The organism is Phaeodactylibacter sp. (assembly GCF_040219495.1).
In the GTDB taxonomy this organism is placed as follows: Bacteria; Bacteroidota; Bacteroidia; order Chitinophagales; family Saprospiraceae; genus Phaeodactylibacter.
The window spans coordinates 1-11,745 of record NZ_JAVJSK010000059.1; the positions used below are offsets into that span (position 1 = coordinate 1).

Genomic DNA, 11,745 nt, shown 5'->3' on the forward strand with positions numbered 1-11,745 from the left:
GTCGAGAACTAACAATTTTTTGGTTATACTAGGTGCGAAAACTGGAGTTTAGCCTGAGTTAGATAGCGTGTCCCGCAGTTTCCGGGAAGGATTTTCGGGGCGAAGTATAAGCAAAAAAGTGTAGTTTGCAGGCCGATTACTTAAGTCCCAACACGCTCTTAACGCTTGAAAGCCCTGGGTTTGCTGAATGTTTACCGCTCAGTTCCTTCAGGAACAACCCATTAGTGGATTAGTACCCGCTGCGAACTGAAGGCATGCCCATCACTGAGCTGCAGCCAGTAGACGCCGGGGACACAGTGGGCCACCGGTACCTGCAGGCTGCCCGCAGTACTGTCGTGCTGCCCCTGCCAGATTTGTTGCCCTTTCACATCAAAGAGCCGGATTTGCAATTGCATAGGCTGGCAGTCCCCAAAGCGGATGGTAAAGACCTCTTGTGCCGGATTGGGGGAAAGGAAATAGCTGCAGGGCAATTCGTGATGATGCGATGCATCGGTAATGACAAGGTTGCTGGCGACGGCTTCTCCGCTATGCATAGGCTGTGCCATAGTGGCGGCCGTTGCTATCGCGGCTTTCACGTTATTGGCTATGAAAGTGAAATTGAGCGTGCCAATCGTATCTGATGGCTCGTGGTAATTGGGGTTGCGGAATTCAGCGCCATCCGTCAGCATAAGAGCTGGAATCTCGGCATTCCAGAAGGGCGCATGATCGCTGCGCAGTAAAACCGGCGCCAGGAGCGGGTTCGCAATTTCGAGCCCGATTACGCGCAGTTCAGGGACATAGGTGGCCGCAGCTTCATTGAAAGCCTGGTAAAGGTCGGCCCCGAAACCCGCCCCGACGTTAATAAGGAAATTGCCCCGGCCGTCCTCTGCTTCCAGTTCTGCGTTAGCTTCAGGAAAAAGGAGCTCAAACCCCTGTGGAAAGGTCTGACTGTTGGGGGCATCACTGTAATAACCGATCATTTCCAGATTGAGGACTCCTTCTATAGTTTCGGTATTGGACAGGTGGTCCACGTAGTAGATACTGCCATCCAGGCCGGTTTCTTCAAAGTCAAAGCCAATAAACCGCAGGCTTTTACGGAAGTGGTAAGCAGAAAGGATACGGGCGGCTTCCAAAACGCCAACTATTGCGGAGGCGTTGTCGTCTGCACCGGGGGAGTCGCTCACGGTATCGTAGTGCCCGTCTATGATGATGACGTTGTTGCTGTTGGTTTTCCCCCAATGGTCACCGATAATGTTATGAGCGGTGGTGCCTATATTGGGGAAGTTTTGCCGGTAAGCTTCCAGCCCGTACTCTAAAAAAGCTTGCTCCAGCGTATCCCGGCAGCGGTTGAGGTTCCCCGAATTGGCGATGTAATGGCGAACGCCGGTGATGTGCTCCATACGGGCCCGCAGCATTTGGCTGTCGACCTGCGCAACGAGCTCTTCGATGGGGATAGCGTAGCGGTCATCCGCAATGACCTTGAAATCATAACTGTCGTCGCTGCCGATCTCACCAGCGTAATTCCAGGTGATTTGCAAGCCCGTGCCCGGTGAGACCGGGAAGCCAATAGCTCCACTTACGTTCTCTGCACTGATGTTGAAATTCGGGCTTCCGGTAGGGGCGGCCCTCAGGAAGACCTCGAGCTCGGTTTCTTCCGGGTCTTCCAGGTCATACGTTACCGTAACAGACTGCGCGGCCTGATCCACTTCTACCGATTGAATGGTAACCAGTGGAGGTTGATTTTGAGTGAAGGCCGATAGGCCTGGCAATAGGAGCCAAAGGGTGGGGAAAAAGATGTTTTTTAGCATAGCTGGATAATGAATTTGGTTTTCTGATGATGAAATTACAGTTTTATAGCTATGGTTAGAGCACAAAAAACAACTCATCCATATTTTTAACTGCAAAAGGCAAGATATGCTATAGGCCAGGCGTTTAGGAGGGAAATAAAAACACACACACCATGCGCTATCCCATTTTTGTGCTGACCATTTTCGTATTTCTCCTGGCCCTGCCCAACGCCAATGCTCAGCTCTTTAACCGGAAAAAGGACACGACCGAACAGCAGCCTGCCGAAGCCCAACCGGCCAGCCTGAAGGAACGCCTTTTTGGGAATAAAGCAAAGCAGCAGGACCTCAAAGCCGACCATAGGGAGGCCAGGGATGACTACCGCGCTTCCAAAAAGGAACGGAAAGCCGCCGCTGCCAGAGAGCGCGCTGCCCGTCTGCGCAAAGAAGCGATTCAGGCAGAGCGCCGCGCCACCCGGGCCGAAAAGCGGGCGATGAAAAAGTCCGATAAGGCTGAAAAGGCGCAGGACCAGGCGTCGGGTGAGCACGAATCCTTTTTTGAGCGCCTGTTCAAAAAGGATTAAGAGCAGCCCAAAGGGTGAAATCCCAACAAGCTCTTAGACAACCTGCCTGCCAAACTGATTTGCCAGGCACGCTCTAGAATTTCCGCAGCGCCTCAATCTCTTCAACCGTCTTTGGAATAGCCGGTCCTAGGACCCGGTAGCCCGCTTCAGTGACCAGAATGTTGTCCTCAATCCGGATACCGCCGAAATCGAGGTAGGTTTCCACTTTGTCGTAGTCAATGAATTCAGCGTGCTTCCCTTCCTTTTTCCACTGCGCGATGAGCTCCGGTATGAAGTAAATACCAGGTTCTACTGTAAGTACAAACCCTGCCTCCAGCGGGCGCGCCAGGCGCAGTGATTTCAAGCCAAACTGCGGGCTTCGCTTCAACTCATCGGTATAACCCACATGATCTTCACCCAGGTCTTCCATATCGTGTACATCAAGGCCCATCATGTGCCCCAGGCCGTGGGGAAAGAACAGGGCATGGGCACCTGCCTCAACGGCAGCATCGGCATCCCCTTTCATTAGGCCCAACTCCCGGAGCCCGGTGGTGATGATTTTAGCAGCCAGCAGGTGGATGTCCTTGTAGGGTACGCCGGGCTTAATGGCCTGAATGGACTGTTCTTCTGCGTCGAGCACAATTTGGTAAATGGCTTTTTGCCGCTCCGTAAAGGTTTTGCTGACCGGGAAGGTTCTGGTAATATCGCTGGCGTAGTCCGTGCGCGGTGCTGCTGACCCAAAATCACAAAGCACCAGGTCGCCTTCCTTCAGAGTGTTCCCATGGTGGTGGTTGTGGAGGGTCTGCCCATTGATGGTGAGGATGGCGGGGTAGGCGAGTGTGCTCTCGGTCGCCAGGGCGATCCCTTCCACCAGGCCGGCCAGTTGGGCTTCTTTCATGCCCGGGCGGGCCGTCTGCGTAGCCTGAATATGCATCTGCCGGGTGATGGCCAGGGCGGCTTCGATTTCGGCAATTTCTTCCGGTGTTTTTAGGGAACGCTGGGCGACTACTGCCTTAATGAGCGCCTCAGAAGGCTGCAGATCACCAACCGCTGCGCCGAGCCACTCGCTTAGTTGCAGGCTGCGCGCCGCGCGGTAGGGGGGGAGGAAATGGATATCACGGCCATCTGACATTGCTTTTTTTAGGAAACCCTCAACTTCTGCCACAGGCAGCGCCTGATCTGTGCCCGATAAGGCCTGCAGGTCTTTCAATCCCGGCTGTGGGCCCATCCAAACGACATGCTCCACGGTCATCTCCGGCGCGAAGAGCAGGGCTTTTCCGGAGTCGGCATCCAAAATACCCGTCAGGCCAGGCTGATTGATCCCAAAGTAATAAAGAAAACTGCTGTCTTGCCTGAAAGGGTAAACGTTGTCGGCGCAGTTCATTGGGCTTTCGTTATTGCCGGGGAAGAGCAACAGCCCGCCGGGCATAGCTTCCTGCAATTGTTTGCGGCGTTCCTGGTAGATTTTGGCTTTGAACATAAGTTTATGTTTTGGCGCAGGGCTACATCCGGCAGCCTGCGGTAATGACAAAATAGAAAGGCAGGGAATATATTGAATCCTCTTCATTTACTTGCCCTATTCGTGTACATTTGTAATATTCAGGAACGAAAAACCACTAATGAATCAACTGGAACAATTCAAAGGGATCGAAACCTTCATTTTTGATGTGGACGGTGTGCTGACCAACAGTCAGGTCCTGGTCACGGAGGAAGGTCAATTGCTGCGCAGTATGAGCATACGTGATGGGTTTGCCCTGAAAACAGCCGTGCGGCAGGGCTACAACGTTGCGGTGATTACCGGGGGGCGCTCCGAGGGCGTCCGACTTCGGCTGGAAGGGCTTGGGATCAAAGACATCTACACCGGCATCAGCGACAAGCTTTCGGCCTATGAGGACTATATCCTTAAATACGATCTGGACGAGCGCAAAATCCTGTACATGGGCGATGACCTGCCGGACCTGCCCGTGATGCGGCGGGTGTGGGTGCCTACCTGCCCAACAGACGCCGAGCCAGCGCTTTTTGAGGTTGCCACTTATATTTCTCCCCTCAAAGGTGGTGCCGGGTGTGCCCGGGATGTTATCGAGAAAGTATTGCGTCTGAACGGAGAGTGGCCAGAATCCTAGGTGATGAATGTTATTTACGCCTTTTTCCGTCTCATCCGGCTGCCGAACCTGCTCATCGTTGGGCTGACGCAGTATTTGATCTACGGGGCGCTTCTCCTGCCGGCATTTCGTCAATACGGGATACCTATGGCCCTGCCGCCGCAAACGTTCTGGTTGTTTGTTCTGGATGCCATATTGATTACCGCAGCAGGTTATGTCATCAATGACATCATTGATTTTCGTATAGACCTTCAAAACCGGCCCGAAAGGGTAGTCCTGGGGCGGTATATCCGTAAGCAGACCGCCTACTGGATTTACTTTTCCACCATTTTGCTGGGCTTCTTCCTGGCTTTCTACCTTGCGCTGAGTGTACAAAACCCACCACTCCTTGCCCTTTACCCGGCAGCGGTAGGGCTACTGTTTTGGTATTCTTTCCGGCTGAAGCAGTTGCCCCTGTCAGGCAATTTGCTCATCTCCCTGTTTTGTGCGGGGGTGCCCGGGGTGGTCTGGTTTGCCGAGCGCGAGGGGTTTACCCTCCTGGCAGAGACCGACCCTGCTCAGGCTGCCGGTATTGCTAAGATTATTGTCTGGTATCTGCTTTTTGCCTTTGGCTCCACGCTCTACCGGGAGCTGATCAAGGATATGGAAGACATGGAAGGCGATAAAAGTGCGGGTTGCCGTACCGTGCCCATCGTCTGGGGAATGGGTACAGCAAAAGGGCTGGCAGCAGCTACCGGTACCGGGCTCCTGGTCCTGATTGTGACTATGGCGGCCTATCAGCAGGCATTTTTTTCACTCATGAGCCATCTATACGTTACGGTTGCATTGATTGGCCCACTGGGACTGAGCCTCTTTTTGTTGTTCCGGGCTAAACAGCCTGTGGATTACCACCGCCTGAGTACCCTGACTAAGCTGATCATGCTCAGCGGGGTTATCCTGTTACTTTTTTTTGCATTTAATTAAGAGCGCTATTTGGCTAAGGCTAAACTTCGGTTTTCGTACCTCGTCTAACCAAAAAAATGTTAGTTTTCCACTAGAAGACAAAAGTCCCAACACGCTCTAAAACCCGATTTGTCCTATGAAAATATTAGAACTACCGATCATTCTGGTGTCCAAATCTCCCCGCCGCCGGCAGTTGCTGGAGCAGGCAGGCTTTCATTTTGTAATCAAACCACAGGATGTGCCTGAGGACTATCCGGAAGAGATGCCGGTGGAAGAAGTGGCCCCTTTCCTGGCTCAGAAAAAGGTCCGGGCGTCTATGCATACCCTGGAAGGAGAGGGCGTGCTCCTGGGCGCGGACTCCGTTGTCATTCTGGATGGGGTGATTTATGAAAAACCCAAAGACCGTACCGATGCGCAGCGCATACTCCGGGAGTTGTCTGGCCGGGAACACACGGTCATCACAGGTGTTTGCCTGGCTAATACCAAAAAAGAGCGCGTTTTTTCCGGTTTTTCCCGCGTCCATTTCGACAAACTCTCTGATGAGGAGATCGATTACTACATTGACCGTTACGAGCCCTATGACAAAGCCGGCGCCTACGCCATACAGGAATGGATTGGCCTTTGCAAGATCAATAAGATCGAGGGGACTTATGCCAATATTATGGGGCTGCCGGTAGACCTGGTATACCAGGAGCTGGAGCACTTCTTATAATCCTATTCCTCTTCAGTGGCCGGTGGGGCGGTGGCTTCCTCTACGGAAGTTTGCAGGACCGCCAGTCTTGCGGTAATATCAGCACTGCGGGTGGTCAGTTTTTCAATCTGTTCGCCTTCCTGTTCCAGCAGCAGGTCGAATTTGACAAAGTTCTCATCTATCCGGCTGCGCAGGGTCGTGATGTAGGTTTTTAGGTTGGTGCTGACTTCTTCCTCCAGCCGCTTTCCACCTTTTTCAATTTCCTTGCGGAACTCCCGCAGTACCTGCTTTCGCTTGGTGGAGGTCGTGATGCCGGCAAAAATCAGCCCCACGGTGGTCAGCACGCCGCCGGTGATATCGAATACTGCGCCCTGTGTGACCGCTGCGAGTACTATCCCGATGACCGCCAGCCCGCTGCTGGCTGCCAGGCGCGGTGAGACGGAGCTCTTATCGGGGAAAAGGCTCTCATCAGTGAAGTTTTCGGTACGGCTCACGAAGCGGGCAAACTGCTCCTGCAGCTCGCGCAGGACATTATTGCGCTTTTCGGCAATATCGCTGAACATCTCGTGGTCGTCCCGCAGGATGGTCTCGCTGCTGCGGATCTTCAGGTCGATCATCTTAGCCATTTGCTGAATGCTATCGGCCAGATCCACTACGCCGTCGTTGAGCTTGGCTTTGAGTTCCTTGTTGAGGTCGGCCTCCAGCTCTCCCGCCAGGTCTTCCAGCCACTCCTTAAGGGAGGACTTTTTGCTGAAAATTGAGGCAATGGAGCGCCGCAGCAGCGGGAAAAAAGAAAGCCCGTCGCTGAGCTCCTGTTCCTTGGCCCGTGTGATGCGCTCGTACCCGGCGGTCATATTCTCCACCAGGACATCTACCTGTTTCAGGCTCTTTTCTTCCTGCCGGACCAGGGTAGTTTTGATGTCTTTTCTGAATTCGGTATCAGCCTGATATTGCTTTTGCCGAAGGGTGACACCATCGGCGATGCGGGTGTTGATATTGGCAGCGGTGTCGATGTTGTTGTGCAGCTTGAGAATAGGCGCTTTGCCACCGGTGATGTGCTGATTGATGTACGCCCGCACTTCGGCAAAGCCACTTTCCAATTTTTGCCCTTCCTGTTCCTGTTTGGCGGAGACGTTGAAGATCACCGGCTCTTTAATGCCTTGCTTTTGGGCATACTCGGTGACGCCCTGTGTGTTGATTTTCAAGTCCTCAGCGGGCATGAGGTCTTTTTGCTGCAGCACAAAGATGATCTTCTTGCGCCAGTCGCTGTGGATGTAGTCGAAAAATTGCCAGGCCGATTGCCGGTAGGGGTTCTTGGCCTCGAATACGAAGACAATCAGGTCAGAAGCCGGGATAAAGCTCTCGGTGATCTCCTGATGGTGCTCAACGATGGTATTGGTGCCCGGCGTGTCCACGATGGCAATTTCCTTGAGGATTTCGACGGGCAGCAGGATTTTTTTGAGGTAAGGGTTGACCTGTATCTCTTCGGCCTCTTCCCCGTAGAGAATCTGCTGAATGGTGTCCGTCATAGGCTGCGGCGCTACTTTAGTCACCTCCTTGCCCGTATCGAGCAGCGCATTGATGAAGCTGCTCTTACCGGCTTTGACTTCACCAACGATGACGAACATAAAAGGCTCGTGAATGCGGTTGCGCAGGTCGCTGACGGTAGTGGTCAGCTCCTCGCTGCCTATGCGTATGGCCAGCTCATGCAGGTCTTTGACGATTTCGTCAACCTGTGCCCGGTACGCTTGCAAATGTTTATTGATCAGTGGTGTCACACGATGGGGTTTTGATCTGCAAATTGCTTCAGCAGCAGCGGTGCCTGAGGCCCGGTGCAGAAAAGCAGGTCCAAAATACTCAAATTAGGTAGAAAGCCATGCCGTTCTTTAAACACCTGAGGGTAGGGCCGGGGTTCAAAATGCAGCTTGGGGTGTTTGGGGTGAATCGCTTCGCGCAGGTCGATTGTATCCCCGGGGACGCGCCCGTAGGCTGTGGTCTCGCGGATTTGCACATCGAGCTGTAGTTGTTGCAGCAATTGTTGCAGCAGGGCGCGGTTCAATTCAAAGAGGCTGGCGGGTTTGCTACGGAGAATAGCTTCAAGGGGCTCCGCATAAAATTCGAAAAAAGGAGATTTGCCGTAGGCAGATTTGATGCTGTGCCAGTGTTCTCCAAACCAGGGCTTTTTATAGTCTATTTCTACTTCATGAATGGGCATCTGCTGGTGTTTGCCTTTTTGCAGGGGCACGGACAACAGCATGGGGCCATTCGCTCCGGCCAGGCGCGCCCGGTTGCGGTAGCTGCGCTTCTGGTAGTGCTCCTGCGCTTCGAGGTAAACCGTACCTGCCTGTGCCAATACGGTGAAGTACTGTACAGGGGGCAGGTATTGTGCTTCAATAATTATGAATTGATCAGGCATAAGTCTCCATTTTGACGCGAACAGCTGTATGCGGTCACAAAGTATGGAATTTTAAACCAGATCTTTATTCCCGCGTTTGGCAAATGATGGCTTTCTTTGCACCCGAAAATCACAGAATACATGGCTGCCAAAACCTCTTACCTCTACGCTATCGCACTGCTGCTGCTGGTTGTCAACCTGCTGGTCGGCAATGGTATGACCACCTTGTGGGACGGGGCGGAAGCGATGTTGGCCTGGCAGCTGCAGCACGATGCAGCGGGGCCTACTTTTCAGGAGCAGCTGGCGGGTGTACTGATGGGCAGCACGCTTGACGCCTTTTTGTTGCGGGCTTCCGGTGCCCTGGCAGTGGTACTGGGGCTGATCGGGTATTACATTTTTGCCCGTCGCCTGGTTGGCACTGAAGTGGTGCTGAACACCCTGGCTCTGGCCGCTGCCTCGCTGTTGATGTCCAACCTGGCTAAAGTCGCCTCCGGTGATGTATGGGCGATGATGTTACAGTGGCTGGCTTACGCCGCAATGATCCGCTATCTGAAGCAGCCGCAGTGGAGCTGGCAGGTTAGTTTTTATGCCCTGTTCGCTCTGGCAATTTGGGTACAACCCTTGCAGGCCCTGATTTTCCTACTGGGCACAGCTGCTTTTCTTTATTTCATGCATGCCGATGGCCGCCGTTTACTCCGGCTCAATCCCTGGGCGATGGGCCTGCTGACTGCGGGAGGGCTCTACGCTTTGCAAGTGCTGGATATAGACGGGGATACTTTTTACATCGGGTTTCGGACCGGGCGTTTTGGGTTGGCCAATCTTTTGGGCATTCTGCCCTTTTTAGGATTGGTGATGGGCGGGATTTGGGAGCACCTGCAGCGCCTGGGCAAGCGGGATGAACAAGCTGTGCTGTACGTTGGCGCGCTGATTTTTGCGCTCCTTGGCCACAGTCTGGCCCTGCAGCCGCTACTGGCTATGATTGCCGCGCGGCAGTTGCGCAATTATTTCCACAAAGGCTATCCTTACCGTGGGCTGGTGAAGGCGGGGGCGGTGCTGCACCTGGTCGCTGCCGCTTGTTTCCTGATTCTTTTCATGATCGGTAGTTTTGTGCAATTCCGTGGGCTGGGGTTTCAGGCCGGGCTGGCTACCGGAGGGTTATACTGGATCTGGAGTTTCATTGCGGTAGTCGGGCTGCTCGGGCAGCGGGCTTCTTACGTACGGCTGGGAACCATCATGAGCGGGATATTACTGACCACCTTTTTCTGGATTCAGTTTAGCCCGCTGCTGGAAGCACAACGGAATTGGGCTCAGGAAATCGTAAAGGACAAAGGGCCTTTCCCGAAACCGACCGGTCAGTTTTTGGTCGGAAGGGGAGAGGCAGCTTTCCCAAGCGCGGCAGTGTATGCTTTTGATACCAATACCAACACAGCAGTCCTGAGCAGCGATAGCTCGGTCCGGGAGGCGATCAAAGCCCAGGGAGCAGAGACGATTATTCTGGCTCCTCAGGACTGGTTGCCTGCCAATTTGGATACGTTGCAGACCGACACTACAGTTTGCAACGGCTGGAACGCGCCGCTGCAACCTGCGGTGTGGGTCCGCTGTGAAGCCCGGGCTATGCGGTCTGGAAAATGATGTACATCAGGGCCAATAGCACCAATGTGGAGATTAGGAAAATATTAAGAATTCGCTTGCCCTCTCGTTTGTCTTTACTTGCAATTCTTTGTTGTCTCTTAGAACGTGCCATAGTATCTTGGTTTTGGTTAGTAGATTTTGAAATATTGATTGGTAAAATAAGCTTTAAGCCCAGGATTCGCAAATTTTGAGCGCCTGACTTTGAGTAAGGTGCTGCGATTTGCACACTAATTTTTCTATTTTTACCCACAAATCAAACTCACCTATCTCTTGGCACTCATCAAATCAATTTCAGGAATCCGGGGTACTATCGGTGGCAAAGCCGGTGAAAACCTTACCCCTCAGGATATCGTAGAATCTACTGCTGCTTTTGGTCAGTGGTTGCTTCAAAATGGGGCAAACCCCAAAGTAGTCATCGGCCGTGATGGCCGCATATCCGGGGCCGTGGTCAATGCACTGGCCAGCGCCACGTTGCGCGCTATGGGCATCGATGTGGTGGACCTCGGCTTGTCTACCACACCAACGGTGGAAATGGCAGTGACCATGGAAAATGCCGGTGCGGGCATTGTGATTACCGCCAGCCACAACCCCCGCGAGTGGAATGCCCTCAAGTTCCTTAACAGCAAAGGCGAATTTATCTCGAAAGCGGATGGCGAAGCTCTCCTGAAAATCATCGACAGCGGTGATATTGAATACGCAGGTGTGAATGAAATCGGTAAAGTGCTGCACGATGGCCGCTACATCAAGAAGCATGTACAGGCGATCCTGGACTTACCTTATGTAGATGTGGAACTGGTGAAAAGCCGGAAATTCCGCGTGGTCGTAGATTGTATCAACAGCTCCGGGTCAGTAGCGATGCCGCCTTTGCTCAAGGCACTGGGCTGCGAGGTGGAGCTGCTCAATAAAAAGCCAAACGGCCGTTTTGCCCACAACCCCGAACCCCTGCCCAAGCACCTCAAAGGGCTGAGCCGGGAGGTGGTTGAAGTCAAAGCGCACCTCGGTATTGCTGTAGACCCGGATGTGGACCGGCTGGCGTTTGTTTGCGAAGACGGCAGTATGTTTGGGGAAGAATACACCCTGGTTGCGGTTGCGGATTACATCCTGCAGCAAAAGCCAGGGAACACGGTGTCCAACCTTTCCTCCACCCGTGCGCTCAGAGATATCACGGAGCGCCACGGAGGGCAGTACTTTGCCAGCGCGGTCGGCGAAGTGAACGTAGTCACAGAAATGAAAAACCAGAACGCCGTTATCGGTGGCGAAGGCAACGGAGGAGTGATCGTACCAGAACTGCACTACGGGCGGGACGCTATGGCGGGCGCTGCGATATTCCTGACCTACCTGGCTAAGACCGGACAAAAAGCCAGCGCACTGCGGGCCAGCTACCCGGAATACCATATGGTCAAAGACCGCATTGAGCTCACTCCCGAGATTGATGTAGACAAGCTGCTTAAAGACTTGGAAAACCAATTTAAGGCTGAAGATTACCATACTATTGACGGATTGAAGATCGATTTTGCAGAGGGCTGGGTGCACTTGCGCAAGTCGAATACCGAGCCCATTATCCGGGTGTACGCCGAGGGCAAAAGCCCGGATGCAGCGCAAGCTTTCGCAGACCGTATGAAATCGGCAGCATTAGAATTGATTGGAGGATAAATTT

General features: G+C 53.3%; 10 protein-coding genes. 6 read left to right on the forward strand and 4 right to left on the reverse strand.

The genetic code is table 11. From position 1 onward, the window contains the following. Positions 1-221: 221 nt before the first annotated feature. Positions 222-1,787 carry a M28 family peptidase gene (locus RIC19_RS08740; RefSeq protein ID WP_350177924.1) on the reverse strand — a complete coding sequence of 522 codons (1,566 nt, stop codon included), beginning with the start codon at positions 1,785-1,787 and terminating at the stop codon, positions 222-224. Positions 1,788-1,939: 152 nt separating this feature from the next. Between RIC19_RS08740 and RIC19_RS08745 the strand changes: the two genes are divergently transcribed. Continuing rightward, positions 1,940-2,347, forward strand: a complete 408-nt coding sequence (locus RIC19_RS08745) for a hypothetical protein (protein WP_350177925.1) — start codon at positions 1,940-1,942, stop codon at positions 2,345-2,347. Between the two features lie 73 nt (positions 2,348-2,420). Here the strand turns inward: RIC19_RS08745 and RIC19_RS08750 are convergent, their stop codons facing one another. Next, on the reverse strand, positions 2,421-3,806 hold the full coding sequence (locus RIC19_RS08750) for an aminopeptidase P family protein (protein ID WP_350177926.1): 1,386 nt from the start codon (positions 3,804-3,806) through the stop codon (positions 2,421-2,423). 139 nt (positions 3,807-3,945) lie between these two features. On the opposite strand from RIC19_RS08750, the gene RIC19_RS08755 reads away from it, so the two are divergent. From RIC19_RS08755 to RIC19_RS08765, 3 genes are all read left to right on the forward strand, one after another. Next, positions 3,946-4,449 (forward strand): KdsC family phosphatase, encoded by a 504-nt coding sequence (locus RIC19_RS08755; RefSeq protein WP_350177927.1) that lies wholly within the window; start codon positions 3,946-3,948, stop codon positions 4,447-4,449. A 3-nt stretch (positions 4,450-4,452) separates the two neighbouring features. Continuing rightward, positions 4,453-5,391, forward strand: a complete 939-nt coding sequence (locus tag RIC19_RS08760; RefSeq protein WP_350177928.1) for a geranylgeranylglycerol-phosphate geranylgeranyltransferase — start codon at positions 4,453-4,455, stop codon at positions 5,389-5,391. 115 nt (positions 5,392-5,506) lie between these two features. Next, complete coding sequence (locus RIC19_RS08765) at positions 5,507-6,082, forward strand: Maf family protein (protein ID WP_350177929.1); 576 nt, start codon at positions 5,507-5,509, stop codon at positions 6,080-6,082. A gap of 2 nt (positions 6,083-6,084) precedes the next feature. Here RIC19_RS08765 and RIC19_RS08770 read toward each other — a convergent pair whose 3' ends face one another. Together RIC19_RS08770 and RIC19_RS08775 are read right to left on the reverse strand one after the other, a co-directional pair. Beyond that, positions 6,085-7,839, reverse strand: coding sequence for a dynamin family protein (locus RIC19_RS08770; protein WP_350177930.1), 1,755 nt, complete (start codon positions 7,837-7,839; stop codon positions 6,085-6,087). Then, positions 7,836-8,477, reverse strand: coding sequence for a WbqC family protein (locus RIC19_RS08775; RefSeq protein ID WP_350177931.1), 642 nt, complete (start codon positions 8,475-8,477; stop codon positions 7,836-7,838). The genes RIC19_RS08770 and RIC19_RS08775 overlap by 4 nt, the downstream gene beginning before the upstream one ends. A gap of 120 nt (positions 8,478-8,597) precedes the next feature. Between RIC19_RS08775 and RIC19_RS08780 the strand changes: the two genes are divergently transcribed. Beyond that, on the forward strand, positions 8,598-10,088 hold the full coding sequence (locus RIC19_RS08780; RefSeq protein WP_350177932.1) for a glycosyltransferase family 39 protein: 1,491 nt from the start codon (positions 8,598-8,600) through the stop codon (positions 10,086-10,088). Between the two features lie 270 nt (positions 10,089-10,358). Further along, on the forward strand, positions 10,359-11,741 hold the full coding sequence (glmM, locus tag RIC19_RS08785) for a phosphoglucosamine mutase (protein WP_350177933.1): 1,383 nt from the start codon (positions 10,359-10,361) through the stop codon (positions 11,739-11,741). The last annotated feature ends 4 nt before the right edge of the window (positions 11,742-11,745 follow it).

What these genes read in the sequence shown, in the direction of transcription:
- RIC19_RS08740 (WP_350177924.1), bottom strand. Translation starts at nt 1,787, where the DNA reads ATGCTAAAAAACATCTTTTTCCCCACCCTTTGGCTCCTATTGCCAGGC.
- RIC19_RS08745 (WP_350177925.1), top strand. Translation starts at nt 1,940, where the DNA reads ATGCGCTATCCCATTTTTGTGCTGACCATTTTCGTATTTCTCCTGGCC.
- RIC19_RS08750 (WP_350177926.1), bottom strand. Translation starts at nt 3,806, where the DNA reads ATGTTCAAAGCCAAAATCTACCAGGAACGCCGCAAACAATTGCAGGAA.
- RIC19_RS08755 (WP_350177927.1), top strand. Translation starts at nt 3,946, where the DNA reads ATGAATCAACTGGAACAATTCAAAGGGATCGAAACCTTCATTTTTGAT.
- RIC19_RS08760 (WP_350177928.1), top strand. Translation starts at nt 4,453, where the DNA reads ATGAATGTTATTTACGCCTTTTTCCGTCTCATCCGGCTGCCGAACCTG.
- RIC19_RS08765 (WP_350177929.1), top strand. Translation starts at nt 5,507, where the DNA reads ATGAAAATATTAGAACTACCGATCATTCTGGTGTCCAAATCTCCCCGC.
- RIC19_RS08775 (WP_350177931.1), bottom strand. Translation starts at nt 8,477, where the DNA reads ATGCCTGATCAATTCATAATTATTGAAGCACAATACCTGCCCCCTGTA.
- RIC19_RS08780 (WP_350177932.1), top strand. Translation starts at nt 8,598, where the DNA reads ATGGCTGCCAAAACCTCTTACCTCTACGCTATCGCACTGCTGCTGCTG.